The sequence below is a fragment of the Halocatena pleomorpha genome, from assembly GCF_003862495.1.
Classification (GTDB): Archaea; Halobacteriota; Halobacteria; order Halobacteriales; family Haloarculaceae; genus Halocatena; species Halocatena pleomorpha.
The window spans coordinates 64,017-87,409 of record NZ_RRCH01000008.1 but is presented as its reverse complement, the minus strand read 5'-3'; the positions used below and the strand labels follow the sequence as shown (position 1 = coordinate 87,409).

Genomic DNA, 23,393 nt, shown 5'->3' with positions numbered 1-23,393 from the left:
TTTTTCAGTATTCGTGGTTCAAGGGCGCGTATGGCGTCGAACCCCCTGCCAGTGTATCCCGTTATCGGGTGGCAAGCGCGCGGTGATTTGGGGGCCGCTTTTTTCCCGCGTAGGCGGCGGTGGAGCGGCGCCGAGCGGAAACGCGACGCGTCCTGAAACCGACGCCTCTTGTGGATCGCGGTCGAAGCCGATCCGATTTCGAATCACTAACTATGACATTATCGACACGACACTACAACGCATGAAACTCCCACGAACCCAAGTCGCCGTACTCGAAGCGGCGAGCGCGACCGAACCACGACTGATCTCCACGATTGCGGCTGAAACGGACGAGAACGAGACGGCTATCACCCGCGCGGCGTTTGAACTCGCTGACGCGAGTCTACTCGACGTGACCGAGGAGACGACCGAATCCGTCACTCTGACCGAGGAAGGCGAGCAGTATGTTGAACACGGACTGCCCGAAGTTCGACTCTATCGGGCCGCCATCGAACACGGTGCCGAGAACGCACCGGTTTCGATCGGTGAGTTGCTCGATCCGGCGGATCTCGACGGCTCGGCGGTTGAGATCGCGCTGTCGAACTTCGCTCGTAAAGGATACGGCGAAATCGAAAGCGGCTCCGTTTCGATCGATCCTGATCAGGACCCCGATTCGGATGCCGAAGCCGCAGCGCTGTCAGCGATCGATTCGGATGCCGACGCTGCGTTCTCGACGGACGTACTGGCGTCGTTAGAACGTCGGGAACTCCTCGTGCGCGAGGAAACCACAGCCAGATCGGTCACGCTCACCGACGACGGCGTGACTGCGCTCATGGAAGGCGTCGACGTGGCTGACACCGTCGGACAACTTACGCCCGAACTGCTTACAAGCGGGGAGTGGCAGGATGTCGACTTTGCGGAGTACAATGTCGCGGCCGACACCGAGACGATCCACGGCGGTCGAACGCACGTGCTGCGTCGGATCGCAAACCGCGTTAAGCGCGTGCTCGTTGGCATGGGGTTCAACGAAATGGACGGCCCGCACGCGGACGCGGATTTCTGGATCAACGACGCGCTGTTCATGCCCCAGGACCACCCCGCACGCACCCACTGGGATCGATTCGCGTTGTCGGATCCCGAGCGTATCGACGATCTCCCAGACGAGTTGGTTGACCGTGTTCGTGACGCCCACCGAACCGGCGTCAGCGGGGAGAGCGAGGGGTACCACTCCCCGTGGGACGAGGACTTCGCGCGCGAACTCGCGCTGCGCGGCCACACGACATCGCTATCGATGCGATATCTCGCCGGCGAGGAGGCTGGTGATCTCGAACCGCCACAGCGGTATTTCAGCGTCGAAAAGGCGTACCGAAACGACACGCTCGACGCAACCCATCTGTTAGAATTCTTCCAGATAGAGGGATGGGTGATGGCTGACGAGTTGTCCGTGCGTGATTTGATGGGCACGTTCACGGAGTTCTATCAACAGTTCGGGATCACTGACATCCGATTCAAGCCGCATTACAATCCCTACACGGAGCCGAGTTTCGAGCTATTCGGTCGTCATCCGACGACAGGGGAACTCATCGAGATCGGCAACAGCGGGCTGTTCCGTCCGGAAGTGCTCGAACCGCTTGGCGTGGACTGTGACGTGATGGCGTGGGGACTCGCGCTCGAACGGCTCGCAATGCTCATCACCGGTGCTGAGGACATTCGAGACCTCCACGGAACGCTCACTGATCTTGAATTCCTGCGGACAGCGGAGGTGACGTACTAATATGCACCACCTTTTTTCCACTCGGGTAGCAGAGCTACCGCTCGTGCAAAAAATCTGGACCAAAAAAGGCCGCTCACTCCGCTCCGGCTGCGAAAATCAGAGATTTTCGCGCTCCCGAAAACGCGTTGCGTTTTCGAGGACTTCGTTCGCGGAGAGTGTAATGGTCCGAACTGCCACCACACAGCAACCGCTTGCAGTGAGTAACTGCACGGAGGGGACGTACTGATGCCCGTTGTTGATATCGACACCGACGAACTCCGCCAGCTTGCCGCGACCGAGAAAGATGACGACGAACTGAAGCGCGATCTGTTCGCATTGGGGTTGGAGTTCGAGGGAGAAACCGAGGAAGGTGCACTCCAGTTCGAGTTCGCTCCTGACCGACTCGACCGGCTCAGCGTCGAGGGCGTCGCGCGCTCGCTTCGGTACCAGTACGGCCACGATCGAGGCGTGTACGTCCCGACCACCAACGATCCCGAGTGGGTCATCGAGGTTGAGGAGTCTGTCCCCGACGAGCGGCCGTACGTGACCGGTGCGGTCGTCCGTGGACTCGACATGAACGAGGGTGAACTCCAGTCGCTCATCCAACTGCAGGAGAAACTCCATGCGACGATGGGCCGTCAACGCGCGAAAGGAGCGATCGGTGTCCACGATCTCACGATGCTCAAAGGACACCGTGGCAGCGACGATCGCGCGAAGTCGATCACGTATCGAGGCGTCGCACCTGATGGTGACCGATTCGTTCCGTTGGATAGCGACGCCGAACTCACGCCTGCAGACGTGCTTTCGGAGCATCCGACCGGCCAGACGTATGCCGGTCTCGTTGCGGAGTACGAACGATACCCTGCGATTTACGACGACATCGGGCTGTTCTCGTTCCCGCCAGTGATTAACGGCAGACGGACGGAGGTCTCGACCGATTCCCGCGATCTGTTCATTGAACTGACCGGGACCGACCAATGGACGATCGATAAGATGTGTACCATCATCTGCTACGCGCTTGATGCGCGTGGTGGCCGTGTCGAACGGGTTACTGTCGATTATCCTGATCGCCAGCTTGACCGTCCGGATCTTTCAGTGACACACAAAACAGTCTCTCACGAACGTATCGAGTCGGTGCTCGGAAGCGATCTCAGCACCGACAGCGTGATCGACTACCTTGAACGCGCCGGGCTTGACGCCGATGTTGACGACGACCGGACTTACGAGGTCGCTGTTCCGCCGTATCGGGTTGACGTGCTCCACGCGATCGACATCGTCGACGACATCGGTCGGGCCTACGGCTTCAACGATCTCGAACCCCGTTATCCCGACGTGAGCACCATTGGCGGCTGTCACGACCGTACACGACGCGAGGACGCAGTTCGTGACGTGCTCGTCGGACTGGGCTTTGAGGATATGCTGAACTTCCACCTCTCAAGCGAACAGGAGTGTTTCGACCGGATGAACGTGGAGAGCGATCCCGCTGACAGCGACGCCTTCGGTGTCAGTCGACCGCCGACGATCATGGAACCGTACAGCGAGGAGTACACCATCGTTCGAACGTGGGCGCTTCCATCGCTTCTGATGGTGCTCGAAAACAACACTCACCGGAGTTATCCCCAGGACCTCTCCGAGATCGGACTGTCTGCCTCCGTGGACGAGCGTGAACAGACGAAGGTCCACGAACGCCGGACTGCCGCAGCGGTCCTTGCGCGTACCGACGCCAGCTACGAGGACGCAAAAGCCCGTCTTCAAGCGGTCGCTGACGCGTTCGGCGTGGCGCTCGAAACCCCACCCACTGCCCATCCCAGCTTCATCGATGGACGCACTGCTGCAGTGGTGCTCGATGGGGAACGCGCCGGAATCATCGGAGAGATCCATCCCTCGGTGCTCGTCGAACACGATCTCGAACTGCCTGTCGCCGCCTTCGAGTTCGACCTGGCAGTGATCGAGTGATAAGAAGGCGCGTTCCGGGTCGGTAGTGCTCGAACGGGAATACAGATGAATATACGGGAGAGATATAGTATATTCACGTCTAACTCAGAGACACCGTGTCGAAGTCCACGGACGAACGGGGACGACTCTCCCTCCCGAAAGACGTCCGAGAGCGGTTCGGTGATTCGGTATCGCATCGTCGAACTTCCCAGCCACGTCGCCCTCTTTCCCGTTGACGATGATCCGTTGGAAGGGATTCGTGCTGCCGTCGGAGACGCGTTCGACGGATGGACGTGGACGAACTGAAAGCGGACGAACTGAAAGCGGACGCGCGCAAGTCCACCACACAGGAGATACAAGACGAGACCGATCGTCGGTCACGGAATAGTAAGGACTGAGCTATGTACGTCGAAACGGATGTTCTCGTTGCGTTGGTAAAGAACGAGGATTGGCTCCGTGAACCGGCTCTCAGCGCCCTCAAAGAGCACGACAACATTCACACGTCGATTCTCGCCTACGCCGAAGTTCTTGTATTGTTTTGCGATCGTGACACAGTGTCATACGACATCGACGCTCCGCGAGCGATTTCCAACCTTCTAGAACTCGTTCCGATTGTTCCAAAAGCGCACGAGGATGTCGTTCTCGCTGGAGCAGCGTTCATCGATGAGTACCACTTGATCCCATTCGATGCGCTCCACGCTGGTATCGTCGCTACCAGGGGTGAGAGTGTTCTGACTAGTGAACGAGACTACGACGCCGTGGGGTTAGAGCGGCTTTCACTGGAGCCGACGTCGGAGGAGGAATGATCTGTTTGCTCTCGCTTCACTCCAAATCCACTCCGATCGCCTCCTCGATCGAGTCGAAGCCGTCCCGTTCTAACAGTTCCAACAGTCCGCGATTGATGTCGCGGGCGATCGTCGGCCCTTCGTAGATGAGTCCGGTGTACAACTGGACCAGCGACGCTCCGGCCCGGATCTTCGCGTATGCTCCCGCTGCGTCCGACACACCCCCAACGCCGATCACGGGAACATCAGTCCGTTCTGCGACGAACCGGACCGCGCGCGTTGCGCGTTCTTCGATCGGATCACCGGACAGGCCACCGGCTTCTGCGCGGTTGATGCTCTCCAATGAGCTGGGCCGCTCAGTCGTCGTGTTCGTCGTGATCACGCCGTCCAGATCGAGAGCATCCACAACGGCTAGCGCCGCTTCGGTCGCTTCGTCGGTGAGATCTGGTGAGAGCTTCACGAGCAGTGGCGACGCACCAGCGTCTTTGAGTGTACCGAGAATTTCCTCAAGGTGTTCCCGGTTTTGTAGTTCGCGCAACCCTGGCGTGTTCGGACTCGACACGTTGACCACGAAGTAATCACCACTCGATTCAACACGCCTGTAGGTGTACAGATAATCCTCGGCGGCTTCTGACAGCGGTGTCGACTTCGACTTTCCGATGTTTACTCCCACAGGAACGTCCACGCGCGTCCGCGCGAGACGTGCACCGACTGCGTCCGCACCGTGGTTGTTGAACCCCATCCGATTGATGAGTGCTCGGTCTGCTGGTAGCCGGAACAACCGAGGCCTGGGATTTCCCGGCTGACGCTCGGCCGTAACGCCCCCGATTTCGACGTGTCCGAAACCGAGACCCGAAAGCGCTGACGGCGCTTCGGCGTTTTTGTCGAAGCCTGCGGCGACGCCGACCGGATTCGGAACGTCGATGCCGAACACCGTTGAGGAAAGGCAGGGGTCGGCTACCCGGTAGTGCTCTGCCAGCGTTCGATCGATCCCACTTTTCTGTGTGGCCCTGAGCATCGAGTGAACGATGCCGTGGGCTGTCTCTGGAGGGAGTCGGAAGAAAATCGGCTTCACAACGTCGTACAACTGCATCAGAATTCGTGTTCGAGATCCTCGTCGTCATCCGCTTTCTGGATGATGATTTTATTGTCTCGTACCCGGACGAACACCTCATCACCGATCTCCATCCCCGCAACCGTCAGCTCGTCTTCATGGAGGTTTAGGTGTACGTTGTGGTACTCGCCGTTGTCGTCTTTGGCACCGCTCGGACTGAGCGTTTTCTTTCGCACCATCGCGCTATCGTACTGCAATCTTCGATATACGCTATACATAAGTCTGGCGTGCCGGATATTTGGTCAATGAGCTATCACGATAACGGTCTTCTATATAAATGTACTGGGAGCTGGCTCTCGATTTTGGGGATACAGTTATATGACGGTATGTACTGATGTGACATGGAGGTGTGAAAATCATGGCACGCAGTACGGATGACAAACGAAACTTTGCCCTTCGTGAGTCGGGGGGCCAGGAGACGAGCGTTTTTTCCGGTCGAACGCCGCGTCAGGCAGCACTAAAGGCAGCTCGACGGCTTGAGCCAGCATCGTCGGAAGATGAGGCTCAACGCACGACGATCGAGCTCCGAGAGAAGGGGACGAAGAAGGTTCATATCTACGAGGGCTGGGCGTGGGAAGAGGATGCTCCTGACGATAAACCTGATTGGATGCCCGACCGAATCACAGAGGCTAACGTTTCGAAGCAAGGTATCGAACACCTAGAGGAGATCTGATCTCTGCGATCAGTCTCTACTATTTTTCGCATCTTACGTTGTAGTCGCTACGCGCGTTCTGAAAGAGCCATATGATTTCGGAACGCATTGTCGAACGCACGGCTCTCATTCGGCCGGACCACGCGTGTGAGCGCGGGATGACGAGCTGGTCTCCAGCCGTGCAATACTACTGAGACGATACCCACTCACGGACAGTCATGTGTATCATGCGACCGCATTTCATGAAAACGCATGACGAAGCGGCTTCGGTTCGACGGGCTTAAGGTGTCGCTGCCATTCGAATGAAATGCGAACGACGTGGGACACACCCCCCACGGGGGTAGTGAACCACGGTCCGATGCCCTTATATATGTGGGGGCATTCGGATGAAATACGCAGCGAGCATGGGTCTGTTTCCCGGATCCATACTCGATCCGAAGCCCTTATGTGTGTAAGGGCATTCGGATGAAATACGAAGGAGCGTGGGTCGCTGGATACGACCCATGCTCGGATCTGATCGACACGGGTCGTTCGATGGGTTTAAGCCCATCAATGGCCTACGATCAGATCCGAAGGACATGAGGATTCCACCCCTACGGTCCGCCGTTAAGATGGGATCTGATGTTAGCCCTGGTAGTTCGGTGATACTCGGTCGGTTTACGTATCACCGCACGACGATAGTTGGTGCATTTGACATGCATCCCGCCTAACCTCCCCCACTCTGGGGGAACATTCCGGTTGATCCTGCCGGAGGCCATTGCTATCGGAATCCGCTTTAGCCATGCGAGTCGCACGGGTTTAGACCCGTGGCGAACTGCTCAGTAACACGTGGCCAAACTACCCTATAGACGTGGACAACCTCGGGAAACTGAGGCTAATCCACGATAACGCTCTATCGCTGGAGTGCATTGAGCGTGAAAAGCTACGGCGCTATAGGATGTGGCTGCGGCCGATTAGGTAGACGGTGGGGTAACGGCCCACCGTGCCCATAATCGGTACGGGTCATGAGAGTGAGAGCCCGGAGACGGACTCTGAGACACGAGTCCGGGCCCTACGGGGCGCAGCAGGCGCGAAACCTTTACACTGCACGACAGTGCGATAAGGGGATTCCGAGTGCGAGGGCATACAGTCCTCGCTTTTGTACACCGTAGGGTGGTGTACGAATAAGGGCTGGGCAAGACCGGTGCCAGCCGCCGCGGTAACACCGGCAGCCCAAGTGATGGCCGATATTATTGGGCCTAAAGCGTCCGTAGCTGGCCAGACAGGTCCGTTGGGAAATCCACTCGCTCAACGAGTGGGCGTCCAGCGGAAACCGTTTGGCTTGGGACCGGAAGACCCGAGGGGTACGTCCAGGGTAGGAGTGAAATCCTGTAATCCTGGACGGACCACCGGTGGCGAAAGCGCCTCGGGAAGACGGATCCGACAGTGAGGGACGAAAGCTAGGGTCTCGAACCGGATTAGATACCCGGGTAGTCCTAGCTGTAAACGATGCTCGCTAGGTGTGGCGCAGGCTACGAGCCTGCGCTGTGCCGTAGGGAAGCCGTGAAGCGAGCCGCCTGGGAAGTACGTCCGCAAGGATGAAACTTAAAGGAATTGGCGGGGGAGCACTACAACCGGAGGAGCCTGCGGTTTAATTGGACTCAACGCCGGACATCTCACCAGCTCCGACAGCAGTAATGACGGTCAGGCTGATGGTCTCTGCCCGAGCTGCTGAGAGGAGGTGCATGGCCGCCGTCAGCTCGTACCGTGAGGCGTCCTGTTAAGTCAGGCAACGAGCGAGACCCGCACCTCTAGTTGCCAGCAACATCTCGCGATGGTTGGGTACACTAGGGGGACTGCCGCTGCCAAAGCGGAGGAAGGAACGGGCAACGGTAGGTCAGTATGCCCCGAATGAGCTGGGCAACACGCGGGCTACAATGGTCGGGACAATGGGATGCTACCCCGAGAGGGGACGCTAATCTCCTAACCCCGGTCGTAGTTCGGATTGCGGGCTGAAACTCGCCCGCATGAAGCTGGATTCGGTAGTAATCGCGTCTCAGAAGGGCGCGGTGAATACGTCCCTGCTCCTTGCACACACCGCCCGTCAAATCACCCGAGTGGGGTCCGGATGAGGCCACCGTCCGGTGGTCGAATCTGGGCTCCGCAAGGGGGATTAAGTCGTAACAAGGTAGCCGTAGGGGAATCTGCGGCTGGATCACCTCCATAGACCGGGACCAGGTCGCTGACCTGGCCCACCTTATGCGGATCGGTCGTGCTGATCAATTGACCGACCGAGCACCTTAGAACTATCAGGGCTAACAGGTAGGGCCCATAGCTCAGTGGGAGAGTGCCTCCTTTGCAAGGAGGATGCCCTGGGTTCGAATCCCAGTGGGTCCATGTTCACTGGAACGAAACCGGTTCCCTTAAGTGTGGTCCGGCATTCGTTCTGGTAACGACAGATGCACCATCCCGTGACAAGCGTGGATGGGAAGGGTCGATAGCCACCTTATTCGAGGGTGGCGGATGAGACTGTATGTACGTGCGATCCAGGCGCTCACTGGACCCGTTCATCGTGGTCCAGAGCATTATATTCAACGATACCGTATGGTATCAGCGTGGCTACTGTGCCGCGTGGTGAATGGCTCGGCTCGAGTGCCGACGAAGGACGTGCCAAGCTGCGATAAGCCTCGGGGACCCGCACGGAGGGGTAGAACCGAGGATTTCCGAATGGGAATCCCCACAGCAATTGCTTCGCGCAATGGGGAACGTCCGGAACTGAAACATCTTAGTACGGACAGGAAAAGAAACCGAATGGGATGTCGTTAGTAACGGCGAGTGAACGCGACGAAGTCCAAACCGAAGCCTTCGGGCAATGTGGTGTATGGGCTGGCCGCAATCGGTTGATCGACTACGAGAAGTCTTCTGGAACGGAGCGCGATACAGGGTGACAGCCCCGTATCGTAGTTGACCGACCGTGGGCCGGTTCCCTGAGTAGCGGGGGTCGGAAATCCCTCGTTAATATGGCAGGCATCTACTGCCAAGACTAAATACTACTCGAGACCGATAGTGGACAAGTAGCGTGAGTGAACGCTGAAAAGCACCCTGAGAAAGGAGGTGCAATAGGGCCTGAAATCACGCGGTGATGGAGCGATGGAGCGTACAAGGCCGATCGTGAAACGACGTGAGGGCGACCTCACTGTAGGAAGCGATCGGAGCCGACGTTCCATCGTACGTTTTGAAAAACGAGCCAGGGAGTGTGTCTGTATGACGAGTCTAACCCGTTCATCGGGGAAGGCGTAGGGAAACCGACATGGCCGCAGCATTGCGAGGGCCGCCGTGTTCAAGCGCGGGGAGTCATACGGTCACGACCCGAAACCGGGCGATCTACGCGTAGGCAAGGTGAAGCATGGCGAAAGCTATGTGGAGGCCTGTTAGAGTTGGTGTCCTACAATACCCTCTCGTGATCTACGTGTAGGGGTGAAAGGCCCATCGAGCCCGGTAACAGCTGGTTCCGATCGAAACATGTCGAAGCATGACCTCTGCCGAGGTAGTTTGTCGGGTAGAGCGACCGATTGGGGTGACCGCCTCCGAGAGGAGTCGGCACCCCTGTCGAACTCCGAACTGACAGACGCCATTGACGCAGGGAGCCCGGTGTGCGGGGTAAGCCTGTGCACCATGAGGGAGACAACCCAGAGCTGGGTTAAGGTCCCCAAGTGTGGACTAAGTGCAATTGAAGGTGGTCTCGAGCCATAGACAGCCGGGAGGTGAGCTTAGAAGCAGCTACCCTCCAAGAAAAGCGTAACAGCTTACCGGCCGAGGTTTGAGGCGCCCAAAATTATCGGGGCTCAAGTCCACCACCGAGACCTGGCGGCACGCGTTACAGCGTGATTCCGTAGATCGGCGCTCCGGTTGGGTGGAAGCGCGGGAGAGATCTCGTGTGGACCGACCGGTGACGAAAATCCTGGCCATAGTAGCAGCGATAGTCGGGTGACAATCCCGACGGCCGAACGGACAAGGGTTCCTCAGCAATGATCGTCAACTGAGGGTTAGCCGGTCCTAAGTCTCGTCGTAATTCGAGCGAGACAAATGGGAAACTGGTTAATATTCCAGTGCCGTTGTGCAGTAAACGTCGACGCTTTGGGGTCGTCCGAGCCGGGCCATCGCCCGGTCGAACCGTCAAAGTTCGTGGAAGCCGTAATGGCACGAAGCGGACGAACGGCGGAATAGGGAAACTCGGATCAACCTAGAGCCCGTGAAAAGACAAGCACAACGTCCGTACCAAGATCCGACACAGGTGTCCGTGGCTGAAAACGCCAAGGCCTGTCGGGAACAACCGACGTTAGGGAATTCGGCAAATTAGTCCCGTAAGTTCGCGATAAGGGATGCCTGCCCCGGAAAGGGGCAGGCCGCAGTGACCTAGACGCTCCGACTGTCTAGTAACAACATAGGTGACCGCAAATCCGCAAGGACTCGTACGGTCACTGAATCCTGCCCAGTGCGGGTATCTGAACACCCAGTACAATGGGACGAAGGACCCGTCAACGGCGGGGGTAACTATGACCCTCTTAAGGTAGCGTAGTACCTTGCCGCTTCAGTAGCGGCTTGCATGAATGGATCAACGAGAGCGTCACTGTCCCAACGTTGGGCCCGGTGAACTGTACGTTCCAGTGCGGAGTCTGGAGACCCCCAAGGGGAAGCGAAGACCCTATAGAGCTTTACTGCAGGCTGTCGCTGGGACATGGCCGCTGATGTGCAGCATAGGTAGGAGTCATTACCCAGGCGTCCGCTACTAGCGGACCGCCGAGACATCAGTGAAATACTACCCGTCAGTGGCTGTGACCCTCACTCCGGGAGGAAGACACCGATAGCCAGGCAGTTTGACTGGGGCGGTACGCGCTCGAAACAATATCGAGCGCGCCCTAAGACCATCTCATCCGGGTCAGGAATCCGGAGAAGAGCGCAAGAGCAAAAGATGGTTTGACAGTGTCCTGCCTAACGAGGGACGCTGACGCGAAAGCGTGGTCTAGCGAACCCATTAATCCCGCTTGATGCGGGTAATGGCTGACAGAAAAGCTACCTTAGGGATAACAGAGTCGTCACCGGCAAGAGTACATATCGACCCGGTGGCTTGCTACCTCGATGTCGGTTCCCTCCATCCTGCCCGTGCAGCATCGGGCAAGGGTGAGGTTGTTCGCCTATTAAAGGAGGTCGTGAGCTGGGTTTAGACCGTCGTGAGACAGGTCGGCTGCTATCTATTGGGGGTGTTTGGTGTCTGATGTGAACGGTCGTATAGTACGAGAGGAACTACGGTTGGTCGCCACTAGTGTACCGGTTGTCCGAGAGGGCATGTGCCGGGCAGCTACGCGACACGGGGTAAGGGCTGAATGCATCTAAGCCCGAAACCCACATAGAAAAGAGACACCGCTGAGACCACTCGTAGAAGACGAGTTCGATAGACTCGGGGTGTACGCACCGAGGCGACGAGGTGTTTAGCCCGCGAGCACTAACTGGTCGACGCCACTCATTCGTACTGGCCCGATGAACGGGTCCAGGCGCAAACTGGATCGCACGTACGATACACCGATCGTGGTCTGTAACTACGGTTCGATTCCGTGGATCGGCATTGAGGCGGCCACAGCGGCGGGGCAACTCCCGTACCCATCCCGAACACGGCAGATAAGCCCGCCTGCGTTCCAGCGAGTACTGGAGTGCGAGAGCCTCTGGGAAAACTGACCCGCAAGGGTGGCCAAGTGCAGGTCGAGGCTTGCCAGCCACAGTACACGCAGGGTCCGTCCCGGTGGATCTGGCGACCAAGCTGTCGACACCTGTAACTGGTGGTTCGCCGCCTTTCCATTCATACTCAATTCATTCATTTCGGATAGCAACAGCGACCAATCGCTATCCTTATTCGTCTTGCCCGAATAGAGACATCCAGCGCCAAGGTGGCAGAGTTCGGTTGACGCGGTCGCCTGCAGAGCGACTCTACGCCGGTTCAAATCCGGCCCTTGGCTCTATCACGATATCTTAAAGCCCAAGATAACTATGTGTTGGGTCTATCCACTTTTCCATAGCCACATCTATAGATACTGACAAAATAAACCCGTGGCCGATAGGAAGTACTCGTCAGGACTCTAATAGGGGCTTTCGTCATATCTCGCGGTCACTCGTCTGGAACGAGAGCTTTCGAGAGAAGTTCTCCTCCCCCTCCTCGAAGACACTGCCCCACCGACCGGGCATATCATCGGTGTCGTACACGCCTTCGTTCGCCAGCTCCAAGATCCGGATGGCTTCGTCGTCGGTGAGGTTCTGAAGATTCAATTCCTCCATTACCCGTTTTCGCGCTCATTCAGTACTCATGGGGTGGTCGCGTCGGATCGCGTCGTGCTGTGTAAGGTAGAGCCACCCGTGTATTCCAATGTTGCTCATACAGAGAGACAACCGCATAAATCGTCGGGAGAGGCGTGTTCATGACACCTTATCCAATCCGCTCAATAGGTCCTCGGCTACGCGACTGCGATCTGGTCAAGGAACTTCTCTCGCTGTCTATGCTCGGCCTCCTGTGCGGCGAAGGAGTAAATGTGGGGACGATTAGCACAGAATTCTTTGAAGAGCTCCGTCTTCCCGACTCGACGTTGCCCGTAAACAACGATGAAGTCCGCACCAGGGATTCCACCGCGTCGATGAGGGTATCGAGTTCCGCGTCTCGGTCGTAGAAGGTCAGACTCTGGGTAATGATTACTGCGATAATGACTTAAGCATTCGATCAACCAGGCTCAACCGAGAGTTGCTCGGACTGCGAACAGAGTACCGAACCAAGCCCGGTAAAAGATTCATGCGAAACAGGGCTGGAGAGACGGAATGCCGTCCGTCAATTCAATCGCGCGGCTTCGACTGGTCACTCCTTGAATCCTGGACCGACAGTGAACGAATCCGGCGTGCAGGCCAGTTGGTTGTGTTGACACCACTGACAGTGCTCACCAGCAGTGTACCGACCGAACGAGAACTCGGCAATGCGGGTCATTGACGCCGTCACGTCGTCCCTGACCGCCGCCAGGTCACCGTCGTTGAACGTCCGCGTTTCGACCTTCGGCCCGATTTCGCCGACGTACGCGTACCCAGCACGCGTCACTGGCTTGTCGTACAGGTCACAACACGCTAACAAGTAGATCGGGAGTTGCTTATCGTCCTCCAAATCGCGGTGACGTTCAGTTGCCTTGTAGTCGATGACAAGGAGCTCATCGTCCGGCGTCCGGTAGACGGCGTCGATGTAGCCAACGAGTTCGTGCCCGTCGATGTCGAGTTCGAACTCCCGCTCCGCGTCGATAATCTCGTAACTGGGAAGATCTAACTCGAAGTATCGGTCAATACACTGCTTTGCCGCTGGGAGCGCGTCCTCGGAACGGCGCTGGCTGGCGAGCCGGTCACAAATCTCATACCAGCCCTCACGGTTGCTCACACCCTGATTCGCGGCTTGCTCTGCAGAGTCGTGGAACAGTAACCCGATTTCACGCTGAGACACGCCATCACCAGATCCGTTCGTAGCCGCTGTTTCCTGATAATCGGGGAATGCGTTGACTACGTAGTCCAAGTAGTGGCTCCGCGGGCACTCTTCGTAGGCTGCTAGCGACGTGTAGCTGTGTGAGAGCGACGGTGCTGGCGTCGATTGGCCGGTCAGCGACGCAATCTGGATTGTCTCCCGCTCGGCTCTCGACGAGAGATCCCCGTTGAGGGTGGCTGTTGCGAGGTCAATCACGCGGTCGTGCGCCGCTTCGACTGCGAGTTCTTCTCCGTCGTGATTGATGGTACCACCAACGTGCCCGACAGTCTCGCTGGCCAGTGTCTCAGTCCAGTCTACCGCTTCATCTGTGAGACACTCCTGCACGTCGGCCCAGAGCGGGAGCTGTCCTCGCTCTGGCTGCCACGGGATTCGGGGCGGGAGAATCTCGTCAACCATCTCTGAAACCGGGTGCACGTCCACAGCATCGTCGTCCTCGCTGCCGCCCTGAAGCACGAGGACGTCTTCGGCGCGCGTGATGCCGACGTGGAGCACGCGGCGAGTCTCACGGGCGTCACGCTCTATGAAGTCCTCAGCAAACGCAGCCTCTGGACCATCCGAGAGGCTGGTTTCGAGCGCGTCGTAGGTGCGTGAACTCGGTGCCCACTCGTCGGCTGTGACTTGCGGGATGAGGACGACCGGGAAGTCTAGGCCCTTACTCTTGTGAGTGGTCATCACGTTGACCGCGTCGGCGGCGACAGCTGGCTGACTCGTCGGGGAAGAGCCGCTCTCGTCGAACAGAGTGTCGTAGTGTTTGAGCGAGTCGATGAACGCCGGCGTGAGCGGTGGTTGGACAGCACTATCCCCGTACTGTTCGATGACGTCCTCTAGCTGGGCGAGGTCCCTGCGCTCCTGCTCGCTGAGATACCACTCGATATTCGTGATGTCCGTGAGTTCGCGGTACAGGTGGCTGAGAGACGTTGAATCTCGGAGGTCAAGGAGTTCCATGACGTGATCACGGGCCTCCGCGACGCGGTCGTGCTCCTCGAATTCTTTGAGCGGCGTCTCGCGGAGCGTGTCCACAAGGCGGTCGTCGCCCGCGTTGAGCGTGCGGAGATCCGCATCGCAGAGCTGGTACCGCATCAGGAGGACGCGATTCCAACTCACCTCATCTTTCGGCCGCGCGAGTGCCTTCAAGTAGGCGGTCACGGTGCCGACGCCGACTGATTCTGTGGTCAGATCACCAGCAACCTGGTACGGGATGCCAGCGTCTTCGAATTCCTCGATGACCGGTGTCGCATGGTCGTTTTTCCGGACGAGTAACGCGATGTCGCCCGGATCATACGCTTCGTCGAGGTTCGCTGCTGCACCGCTCAGTAAATTCTGGACGACGGTGCGAAGTTGGGTCGCGCCGTCCTCGTCGTCTTCGTCCGGTAATTCGACGGTAGCGACAGTGTCCCCGTCGTACGCGGGTTCGTCGACGCGTTTCAGTGTCTTGTGTCTTTGCCGGTGATCGAGCTTCTGAATCGCCTCGTTCGCTAGGTCGAGAATCGGCTGTCGAGAGCGGAAGTTCTCCTCTAACGGTTCATCTTCGAGCGCGGCGAATGCTCGGTCGAGTTCGTCGGTGATGTTGGCGACGTGCGCGCCGCGCCACTCGTAAATCGCCTGATCGTCGTCGCCGACGACGAACAGGTTGTCGTCGGTGACGAGTGACGTGACGAGGTCGAACTGAAGGCGGTCGGTGTCCTGAAACTCATCACAGAACACGTAGTCCCATCGATCAGCGATTTCCTCGTCGACCGGCGACTCCATCAGTGCAGCCGTTTCCACAACGAGGCCGTCGAAGTCGATGAGATTCCGCTTTTCGAGCTCACGCTCGTACGCGGCGTACCCCGCAGTCAGGTCACGGGCAGTGAGACAGTCCGAGAGGAACGAGTCAAGATGGTCCGTGAGTTCGAGATCAAGATTGTCCGGAATGCCTTTCGGCGCACCGCTCGCATATCCACCGAGCAGGTATTTCGGGAGCTTGTACGCGTTGTCCGGCAACTCTTGGTCACCTGCCTCGTGGGCTTCGAACGCCGCTTCCAGCGCATCGCAAAGATCCACGAGGCGGTCAAGGAAGTCTCGCGCGCTGGCCTCTATCCTGTCCATCCCAAGCGTGTCACGTTCCTCAACCAGATCGGCACGTGCATCCGGGAATGAGTCCAGCACGCTCGACACGGACCGGCCACCCAGATGATCGCTAGCAATAGCCTCGACGTGCTCCGAGAGGTCAGCGAGTTCGTAGACACGGTCAGCGGGCCCGAGGAAGGCGTCGATGTCGCCGGGCGTGATGCCGCTTCGCTTCATCGACCCGATGAAGTTGAGCAGCTTCGACGCGGCCCCTGACGCGTACCCGTCGCTCCCGTACACGTTGGGTTTTACAGACCGGTACTCGATGTCGTCCAAGACGTCCAGCACGATGGCGTACTTCTCGGCGTCCGTGGCGACCTCGAAGTCCGGATCGATCCCGGCTTCGTACGCGTAGTCGGTGAGGATCTCGTTACAGATCGAGTGGTACGTGTACGCGTCGATGTCGTACCCGGCCGCGCCGAGCTTCGCGTTGAGTTTCTCCCGCATCGAGTCAGCGGCGTTGTTCGTGAACGTCAACGCGAGAATCCGGTCAGGTGACACGCCCTCCTCGTTGATGAGGTGCTCGATCTTCCGTACCATCGTGAACGTCTTTCCCGTCCCGGCCCCGGCGAGCACACGCATCGGGTACGCGTCGGAGTCGATGATCGCTCGCTGTTGGGGTTCCGGAGACACGTCGTCTTCCGGAACCGGGAACCACGACGGGTACTCGTCACTGTCACCGCTCATCGTCGCACCTCCGTCGACAGGCGATCCGCACACATCTCTTGATAGTCACAGCCCGGGCACGCCTCCTCGTTGAGGAGATTGAACGGTTCTGGCTCGTGGTTTTCGTTCGTGATGCCGTCGTGCGCAGCGCGAATGAGTCCCCAAATTGTCTCGTAGTGGTCTTCGTAGATTTCCGTAGTTTCCTGTGGCCACCCGCGTGCAGACACGTCATATCCAGACGGTGTGCTCTCAAACGACGTTTTGTTGAGGAGGCCGTAGAAACTGAATCGGACCTTCATTCCGTCCTCGTAGAACGGTTCGTTCTTCACGCCCTCGATGTACGTCGCCGTCTGGAACGCGTTCCGCACACGCTTCGGCTCGTGGGCCTCCCCGTCAAGATGGTCGCCAAGGTACTCAGCTGTCCTATCAGAGAGCATCCCGTGTGTTTTCCGCTTGTAATCGACGATGTGGAGCCCCTCGTCTGTCCGGATGACGTTGTCTGCTTTCCCGTGAAGCCCTCGACCATCTACTTCACATTCTACCCAGCATTCGGTTGTGATTGAGCGGCGTGCGTGGTCAATGCCGACCCCGCCGTCGGGATCGAAAAACGACTCGATGGCAGCCCGGTTCTCAGCGCGCTGGTACTCCCGATGTGCTCGTGATTCGTAGTCGTCCGCGCTGCTGTGTTCGTCCCATTTCGTATCGAAAATCCGCATCGCTCGGTCGTGAATCACCTCTGGTGGATCGTCGCGATCGGTCCTCTCACACGTGTCTTCGACAGTCTCGTGGTAAATCGTTCCCTGGTTGAGGTAGAGTTCAGTCCTGTCCGGCGCGTTCACCTCCTGAACTTCCCGATAGTCGTAAAGCCGTGGGCACGTCGCGTACGTCGCTAACGCTGACGGAGAGAGCGACTCCTGACTCATCGCCGCACCTCCCCGTTAGCGAATTCGACACGAGCACGCAACGCTTTCCGGAGTTCCTCGCCACGCGCCCCACTCTTATCGAGCAGGTCCTGAATCTCGCTGAGTTCAGCTTCCACTTCGTTGAGCGACACCGTCACCTCCTGACTGTTCGCGCGGCGCACCGCCGCGAGCGCGTCGTCAACCCGCGACAACAGGAAGTCCTCCGCGGCTTGCTCGCTCGTGATGTGTGGGCCGTCGGATTCGGTGACCCACGGCAGGCGGTCATACACTGCTGTTAGGAACCGCGACGCCTGTGCACGCTCTTCCAACGCGGTGTCCTCGTACTCATAGAGACAACAGTACAGGTGCTCGTCCGCTGCGCCAGCCCCAATCGCCAGGCGTCGCCGCGCGTGTTCTGTGTGATACCGCACGAACGGCCGACTCGACGCTGTAGACGTCGTCGAGAACGTCGCATCCACGTCCAGCTCGTCGAGTTCCGTGACACCGGGGTAATCCGGCATCGACGCGACCCGCTCGGTCGGGAACAACCGCGTCAGGAACGGGTCACCAGGGTACTCACTGTCGACGAGATTCACGAGAAAGACCGCGCGGAAGGACTCGTTCTTGATCGCTTGCAAGTGATCGACGCGGACACCACCGTTGAGGTCGGTCGCGCTCGTCTGGTTTTGTTGCGGTGCGTACTCGTGGGCGCGTTCGAGCATCTCCTCGAAGGACTCCCACGTCGCATCCGCGAACTCGGTCTCTTCGAGGAACTCGGCCATCCGGAATGCCCGTCGGACGTTCCCGAACTGCGAGCGCGCGTCGAGCGGTGACGCGCGCTCCGCAATCCGCTCTTTTAACCCCGAGTCTGTCGCCCACCAACGAACCCCCTCTTCGAGACTGTCCATCCCGCGGACGCGATCCAGGCGCTCCGTATTGAGGTCCGGCCCGTGGTCGGGTACCTCATCCTCCTCTTCTGCGGCGAGATGCCGAACGGCAGCGAGGAGTTCCCGAATCGCAGGGTCGTCACCGAACCCAGTGACGGTCATCGATTCCGTCGGAATGCCGGCGCGTTCGAGTGCTTCGATGGTATCTGTAACGGAACTCCCACTTTGCTTCGTGGCAACGGCGACGTCGTCGTCGTTCCAGTCCGTCTGCGCGACGAGGTCTTCGATCTCGTTGGCAATCTCGGCGAGTTGTTCGTCACTGGAGTCTGTAGCGAGGACAGACACCGATCCAGCTCCCGGGTCTTCCGGGACCGTTTCCTCGGCGAAATATGCCGCTGTGGCAGCTGGTCGCGTCGACGGCGCTCCCGCTGTCCCGTGACGGGTCTCGCTGAACGAGACGTAGTCCGTAACGGGCCCTGTTTCGATCCATGTGCGGCGCACACTCGCGTTCTCTTCGGTGATACAGACAAGCTCACAGTCCCCTGCGAGCGCGTCAAGATACGCCCGGTCGAGCGGGAAGAACTCCTCAAACTCGACTGCGAGCACCGCCTCGAAATCGACGACATCGTCGCGGGCTTCCCCAGAGAGGACACTGAGCGATTCTGCGATGAGTTGTCCGCGTTCCATGTGGCCGTGCTCGGTCAGCCACTCGTGAAATGCGTCAAGCGCAGCCGTGATGTCACGGAGCTCCGGAGTCTCCTCGGGCGTGACCGTCTGCCAGGAGATCGTTCCCATCATGGCGTCCACGTCCTCACTGAACGACGGCTGTGCAGACGCCCGTTGGAGGTACTCTGTTTCCCACTCGTAGTCTGCGAGGAATCGGTGGAGGAGTTCTCGCCGTAGCGCGTCGGAGAGAATAACGCGGTCATCGGTCTGATTGAGGACATCGGTCGCGTGCACGACGAGCGACGTCACGTACGGCGTCGCCGCACCCGGCAGCTCCGCACCCAACGTCTCCCGAAACGTGTCCGTACTCGTCGGCGCACCCGTGACGACGAGCACATCCTCAGAATCGTGCCCGTCAAGGAGCGTTCGATATTCCTCCCGCGCTATCCGTTCGACGTTCTCGCCCCCGAACGGTGCCGTGACTAACGTCCCGTCGAATCGCCGGCGAGATGAGTGGTCAGACATGGCTGTTGCCCTCGGACGAGTCGCGTGACCCGAGACAGAACATGGGTGTTTCAGCGGGTGTTTCAGTGTCGCGTCGTGCATCTTCGATGGCGAGCCGATCCGACTGGTCTGGAAGCGAGATATCCCGCTGCAAGAATAGGTGGGCGAACCACGGGAACAGGTTACAGCTGTCCGCCTGGCCCGCGATCTGCGCAGCGGCTTCGCGTTCGTCCTTCTCCAGTTCAGAGACGTTGACGTTGAAATCCAGCGCCTTCATGCGGGTCCGAAGCTCGAACTTAGGCTTTGTCGAGTCGTTCGAGGAGAAGATGAACGTTGGCGTCTGGATGGAGCCGTCCCACTTCCCCTCCCAGTACGACTTGATGATGTCCCGGTCGATCTTCGACTTCGCCACGTCGCCAACGATATACAGGAAACCGGTGTCCGACGCACGAGCACGCTTGATGTTGTTTTTGATGAAGTCGTCGCTAGTTGTGACCTCCTGCACGTACCCGTTCGAGATGAGTCGCGCCCCGCCCCGCAAGAGCATGCCCTTCCCGCTGTCGCTGTCGCCGTGAAGGAACGGGAACGGCAGGTCCTTGTCCAGTTCCGCAGATTCGTATTCGGCGTAGTGATGGGCGTAGTAGTTGACGAACGGAGCCCAGCAGAAGTAGATAACACCCTCATAGAAGTACGCCTGCGTTTCCTTCGTCGTTCGCGTTTCGCCGAACCTGCCGACCGTTTCGACGTACTGCTCGATCAGGTCAAGCGCGTCAGCGACTTTCTGCGGATCGTCCGGAAGAGGAGCCGTTAATTCGAGGACGGAGTCGTCGTGCTGGTTGTCCCCGACGATAACCTCCAGAGAATCCACTGTGAGGTCCTGGTTCTGAAACATCTTGTAGATGAACGCCGGGGACTGACTGTACGTGACGCAGTAGACGTGTTGGGCGTCACCGAAGTAGTTCAGGAAACTGTCCCACGATTTGTCGGCAGCCATCTCCAAGTCGGCGGTACTATCGTCATCGAACTCGACTGTTGCTTCGAATTCAGTCTTGGGCATGCAAGGGTTACCGGTATGTTGACGAGTGCGTGAGTGGTTGCGTGGATCTGTACTGGCGCATGGTTAGATGTACGGGGCACCGTGGATGACGCTCCCCTTGGTGAGGTAGCCCTTCATGGCGAAGTCGGCGCACTTGTCAGCGTAGTACGTGGTGATAGGGAGTCGGGTGGACCGACTCAGCGAACCGACGTGCGCTTCAGACAGCCAGTAGGTCTGTTCCGCGAGCGTATCGTGGTCTGTCGATCCGTAGCGTTTCACGATCTGCAGCGGCCGCGGCGTGCCTGGACTGCCCTCCTTCCCACCGGTCGTGGTCAGGTAGGAGTGGTCGCCGTTATGGACGTGGAAGGCGACGCCTTTGTCCGCGATATCGAATCGTGATCTCGATTCGTTGTACTCGGCGATGCGGGGATTCCCGGATTTCCGGATCTCGATGAGGTCGAACCGCTGAATGAGATCCCGGGCTTTGTCGAGACGGTTGATGAGGCTCTCGACGTCGAGGTAGAACTTCCCGTCCCGATGGATGACCACGTGCCGCGGCGGTCGGCCTTCCTCTTCGGCGAAAATTTCTAGAACGTGCTTGATGACGTTCGCTACGTCGTCCTCGTCGAACGTCTCGCCCGCCTGCTTCGTGACGGCCTCGGACGCGAGGATGGTTCCGTCGGCCATGATGACGTTTGCGGCCGCGCCGAGGTGTTGCTTGGTCGCGTGGTCGTACGTCACGTCGAGCCCGACGAACGCGTCAACGCCCCCTGGGATGTCGTCGATCCGCCATGGCATGCCACCCGCTTTCCCGATGAGGGACGAGCAGATGTTCCCGCGGTAGTTGTCGTTGCCGAGATTGTCGACGGAGATCATCTGACTCGGCACGCCGAGTTGTCCAAGTCGTCGCTTAAACTCGGGATACGGATCGTCGTAGTCCGCTGTTGCAGCCTCATCTGCATCCGGCACGACAATCAGCGCGGCATCGTAGTCACTCGCTTTCTGCGCGTGCTGGGAGTAGTGGAACTCCGAGCCGAGTTCATACGTCTCTTCGTCGAATGCTGTCGGACTCGCGCCGTAGTCTGCGAGTTTATTGAGCAGCGTGAGGACGTACCGGTGAGCCGGATCTTTCTCTTCCTCAGGATACAGCGCGATGATGTCGAACGGCTCGGGGGGCTTGTACACGTCGTACCCCTTACGTTCGAGCCCTCCGGCACCGTAGAATCCGGTCTGTCCATCCCCAAAGCGAAGATTCGGTCGATTCCGTATCTGGTGTTCTCGGTACCCGGCGTTCGTTGGCTGGGGGACCGGGTCGAAGCCGAAGTACGGTGTCGGGCCGAGTAGGTCGACGAACGACGTGACGGCGTTGAACCGTTCCTCGGGTTTCATCCGGCTCTCGTTGTGGATGACGTTCAGGAACGTCTCATCGACACGGCCTAACTGGTCGAACGTCGGGATGACCTTGCAGTACGCCAGGAGCTGCGGGAAGATCGAATCCTCACCGCTTCCGTACTGCAGATCAGCGATGATCGGGTCGCCAGCCCGCATCGAGTCAATGACGTCCTGTTCGACGTGCTTCTTGTGGTACTCCGACATCGTGACGCCTGGCCCGTCTAGGACATCATCGTAGTCAATGTCGATGATCTCCTTGACCGTCGCCGTGCGCGCACTGCCGTACAGATCCGTGTCGTGCTCGACAGTCACCTCGGCGATGTCGTGCCCACGTTGCACCCACTCAGCGGCGGAGAACGTCGATTCCAGATGGTACGCGACGTTCACGCCGCAGATTACGGTCCCGTCAGCATCGACGCGAATCCGGCACTTGTACTTCCGATAGGCTTCGAACAACCCGCTGTTCGCGGTTCGCTGTGGGGTGGGCTCGATGATCGAATCGATCCCGGACACCTCGAAGCGACCAGTAACGGCTCGTTTCACGTCCTGCTTGACGAACTCCTGGAGCGGCCCGTCGTCCGTGTACGAGCGCGCCTCCAGCGTTGTATCGCCCTGATGTACCGGCTTGACAGTGTACCCGTGAATCGAGATGGTTCCGTGGAGTTTCTCGGTCGCGTAGATACGCCGCCGGGATGCCTCGGCCATCGTCACGGGACGCCCGGTCCGTGACTGGTAGTAGTTCGCCGCTTTAGCCGTGAACCCCTCAATGCCGTTCGTGAAATCGTCAGGGTCGATTCCGCCACTCCCGGTTGCCCGGAGTTCGTACTCATGGACTGTTAGGTCCGGCAACGATCCGAGTTCGAACTGTAGCAAGTAGTTTCCGTTCGAGAGCGACTGTTGACGCAGGAGTTCGCCGCCACCATCAGCCGTCGGCCGCGAACTACCATCGATCTCGCTTCCGCGAACGAATTCCTCGTGATCGGACGTATCCGATGTCGTCGTTGCAGCACCACTCGAACCCCTCTTCCCCGACTGCTCGACCGGTTCTTCCGAGGGGTCACTTTCGGCTGACTCGTCATTCTCAGCAGCGGCGGGAGGGTCGTCTAACAGCGTGACGGTGAGGTCATACCCCGGGTTGAGTTGCATCTCGCCCCGGAACTCGTTCCCGACGACGTTCTCCAGGAGATACCACTCCCTGATCTGCCACTCGAAGTCCGCGACCTCGTTGTTATGAAACACTGTCAGATCCACTGCCGCGCCGTCGATGTCCTCCAACTGGATTTTCCGAGCGATGGCATCGTGCTCCCACTCGTCAATCCCCGTGACTCGCAGCGCGATGTCGATCTCTTTCTCATCCTCGATATCGGCCTTGACTGCCATCTACGCCGACCAACGAACGCCCGGAATAAATATGTTTCCACTAGAAGAATCTCAAACACGGTAAATCAAATTTAGCGCTAACTCACTCCAAGTAAG

The 23,393-nt window shown here is 58.6% G+C and carries 13 protein-coding genes, 2 tRNA genes, 3 rRNA genes and 2 pseudogenes; 11 read left to right on the top strand and 9 right to left on the bottom strand.

Annotated features, from left to right (window positions below):
- The first annotated feature begins 30 nt into the window (after nt 1-30).
- The 5 genes and pseudogenes from EIK79_RS18955 (at nt 31) to EIK79_RS04765 (ending at nt 4,473) form a co-directional block, all read left to right on the top strand.
- Nucleotides 31-156, top strand: a complete 126-nt coding sequence (locus EIK79_RS18955; RefSeq protein WP_267900524.1) for a hypothetical protein — start codon at nt 31-33, stop codon at nt 154-156.
- Between the two features lie 85 nt (nt 157-241).
- Nucleotides 242-1,753, top strand: coding sequence for a phenylalanine--tRNA ligase subunit alpha (gene pheS / locus EIK79_RS04780; protein ID WP_124953991.1), 1,512 nt, complete (start codon nt 242-244; stop codon nt 1,751-1,753).
- A gap of 225 nt (nt 1,754-1,978) precedes the next feature.
- The gene (gene pheT / locus EIK79_RS04775; RefSeq protein ID WP_124953990.1) at nt 1,979-3,688 is read left to right on the top strand and encodes a phenylalanine--tRNA ligase subunit beta; all 1,710 of its coding nucleotides are present in this window, start codon (nt 1,979-1,981) and stop codon (nt 3,686-3,688) included.
- A 95-nt stretch (nt 3,689-3,783) separates the two neighbouring features.
- Nucleotides 3,784-4,065 (top strand): annotated as a pseudogene (locus EIK79_RS19215) (AbrB/MazE/SpoVT family DNA-binding domain-containing protein).
- A 3-nt stretch (nt 4,066-4,068) separates the two neighbouring features.
- Entirely contained in the window at nt 4,069-4,473 is a 405-nt protein-coding gene (locus tag EIK79_RS04765) for a type II toxin-antitoxin system VapC family toxin (RefSeq protein ID WP_124953989.1), read from the top strand.
- Between the two features lie 16 nt (nt 4,474-4,489).
- Here the strand turns inward: EIK79_RS04765 and EIK79_RS04760 are convergent, their stop codons facing one another.
- Entirely contained in the window at nt 4,490-5,545 is a 1,056-nt protein-coding gene (locus tag EIK79_RS04760; RefSeq protein WP_124953988.1) for a quinone-dependent dihydroorotate dehydrogenase, read from the bottom strand.
- Nucleotides 5,545-5,745 (bottom strand): AbrB/MazE/SpoVT family DNA-binding domain-containing protein, encoded by a 201-nt coding sequence (locus EIK79_RS04755; RefSeq protein WP_124953987.1) that lies wholly within the window; start codon nt 5,743-5,745, stop codon nt 5,545-5,547. Before EIK79_RS04755 ends, EIK79_RS04760 begins: the two co-directional genes overlap by 1 nt.
- 179 nt (nt 5,746-5,924) lie before the next feature.
- On the opposite strand from EIK79_RS04755, the gene EIK79_RS04750 reads away from it, so the two are divergent.
- The 6 genes from EIK79_RS04750 to EIK79_RS04725 all read left to right on the top strand — a co-directional run bounded on the left by EIK79_RS04750 (nt 5,925) and on the right by EIK79_RS04725 (nt 12,208).
- Nucleotides 5,925-6,239, top strand: a complete 315-nt coding sequence (locus EIK79_RS04750; protein WP_124953986.1) for a non-histone chromosomal MC1 family protein — start codon at nt 5,925-5,927, stop codon at nt 6,237-6,239.
- A gap of 710 nt (nt 6,240-6,949) precedes the next feature.
- Nucleotides 6,950-8,421, top strand: a 16S ribosomal RNA gene (locus tag EIK79_RS04745).
- Between the two features lie 101 nt (nt 8,422-8,522).
- Nucleotides 8,523-8,594 (top strand) — tRNA-Ala (locus tag EIK79_RS04740).
- A gap of 213 nt (nt 8,595-8,807) precedes the next feature.
- Nucleotides 8,808-11,723 (top strand): 23S ribosomal RNA (locus tag EIK79_RS04735).
- 98 nt (nt 11,724-11,821) lie between these two features.
- Nucleotides 11,822-11,940: ribosomal RNA gene (gene rrf / locus EIK79_RS04730) — 5S ribosomal RNA — on the top strand.
- The 16S, 23S and 5S rRNA genes sit together here with 2 tRNA genes alongside, the layout of an rRNA operon.
- Nucleotides 11,941-12,133: 193 nt before the next feature.
- Nucleotides 12,134-12,208 (top strand) — tRNA-Cys (locus tag EIK79_RS04725).
- A 136-nt stretch (nt 12,209-12,344) separates the two neighbouring features.
- Here EIK79_RS04725 and EIK79_RS04720 read toward each other — a convergent pair.
- The 7 genes and pseudogenes from EIK79_RS04720 to EIK79_RS04690 all read right to left on the bottom strand — a co-directional run bounded on the left by EIK79_RS04720 (nt 12,345) and on the right by EIK79_RS04690 (nt 23,297).
- Complete coding sequence (locus tag EIK79_RS04720) at nt 12,345-12,524, bottom strand: hypothetical protein (protein WP_124953985.1); 180 nt, start codon at nt 12,522-12,524, stop codon at nt 12,345-12,347.
- 185 nt (nt 12,525-12,709) lie between these two features.
- Nucleotides 12,710-12,918: pseudogene (locus EIK79_RS19210) on the bottom strand (ATP-binding protein); the annotation flags it as partial.
- 174 nt (nt 12,919-13,092) lie between these two features.
- Nucleotides 13,093-16,551, bottom strand: a complete 3,459-nt coding sequence (locus tag EIK79_RS04710; RefSeq protein ID WP_124953984.1) for an ATP-dependent helicase — start codon at nt 16,549-16,551, stop codon at nt 13,093-13,095.
- Nucleotides 16,548-17,453, bottom strand: coding sequence for a RecB family exonuclease (locus EIK79_RS04705; protein ID WP_124953983.1), 906 nt, complete (start codon nt 17,451-17,453; stop codon nt 16,548-16,550). The genes EIK79_RS04710 and EIK79_RS04705 overlap by 4 nt, the downstream gene beginning before the upstream one ends.
- On the bottom strand, nt 17,450-19,510 hold the full coding sequence (locus tag EIK79_RS04700; protein ID WP_124953982.1) for a DEAD/DEAH box helicase: 2,061 nt from the start codon (nt 19,508-19,510) through the stop codon (nt 17,450-17,452). The genes EIK79_RS04705 and EIK79_RS04700 overlap by 4 nt, the downstream gene beginning before the upstream one ends.
- The gene (locus tag EIK79_RS04695) at nt 19,503-20,546 is read right to left on the bottom strand and encodes a hypothetical protein (protein WP_221621684.1); all 1,044 of its coding nucleotides are present in this window, start codon (nt 20,544-20,546) and stop codon (nt 19,503-19,505) included. Before EIK79_RS04695 ends, EIK79_RS04700 begins: the two co-directional genes overlap by 8 nt.
- A gap of 63 nt (nt 20,547-20,609) precedes the next feature.
- Entirely contained in the window at nt 20,610-23,297 is a 2,688-nt protein-coding gene (locus EIK79_RS04690; RefSeq protein WP_124953981.1) for a Piwi domain-containing protein, read from the bottom strand.
- Nucleotides 23,298-23,393: the final 96 nt, after the last annotated feature.

Bases quoted from the DNA above. Each gene is read 5' to 3' on its own strand.
- EIK79_RS04720 (WP_124953985.1), bottom strand. From the start codon at position 12,524: ATGGAGGAATTGAATCTTCAGAACCTCACCGACGACGAAGCCATCCGG.
- pheS (WP_124953991.1), top strand. From the start codon at position 242: ATGAAACTCCCACGAACCCAAGTCGCCGTACTCGAAGCGGCGAGCGCG.
- pheT (WP_124953990.1), top strand. From the start codon at position 1,979: ATGCCCGTTGTTGATATCGACACCGACGAACTCCGCCAGCTTGCCGCG.
- EIK79_RS04750 (WP_124953986.1), top strand. From the start codon at position 5,925: ATGGCACGCAGTACGGATGACAAACGAAACTTTGCCCTTCGTGAGTCG.
- EIK79_RS18955 (WP_267900524.1), top strand. From the start codon at position 31: ATGGCGTCGAACCCCCTGCCAGTGTATCCCGTTATCGGGTGGCAAGCG.
- EIK79_RS04695 (WP_221621684.1), bottom strand. From the start codon at position 20,546: ATGCCCAAGACTGAATTCGAAGCAACAGTCGAGTTCGATGACGATAGT.
- EIK79_RS04705 (WP_124953983.1), bottom strand. From the start codon at position 17,453: ATGAGTCAGGAGTCGCTCTCTCCGTCAGCGTTAGCGACGTACGCGACG.
- EIK79_RS04760 (WP_124953988.1), bottom strand. From the start codon at position 5,545: ATGCAGTTGTACGACGTTGTGAAGCCGATTTTCTTCCGACTCCCTCCA.
- EIK79_RS04690 (WP_124953981.1), bottom strand. From the start codon at position 23,297: ATGGCAGTCAAGGCCGATATCGAGGATGAGAAAGAGATCGACATCGCG.
- EIK79_RS04765 (WP_124953989.1), top strand. From the start codon at position 4,069: ATGTACGTCGAAACGGATGTTCTCGTTGCGTTGGTAAAGAACGAGGAT.
- EIK79_RS04755 (WP_124953987.1), bottom strand. From the start codon at position 5,745: ATGGTGCGAAAGAAAACGCTCAGTCCGAGCGGTGCCAAAGACGACAAC.
- EIK79_RS04700 (WP_124953982.1), bottom strand. From the start codon at position 19,510: ATGTCTGACCACTCATCTCGCCGGCGATTCGACGGGACGTTAGTCACG.
- EIK79_RS04710 (WP_124953984.1), bottom strand. From the start codon at position 16,551: ATGAGCGGTGACAGTGACGAGTACCCGTCGTGGTTCCCGGTTCCGGAA.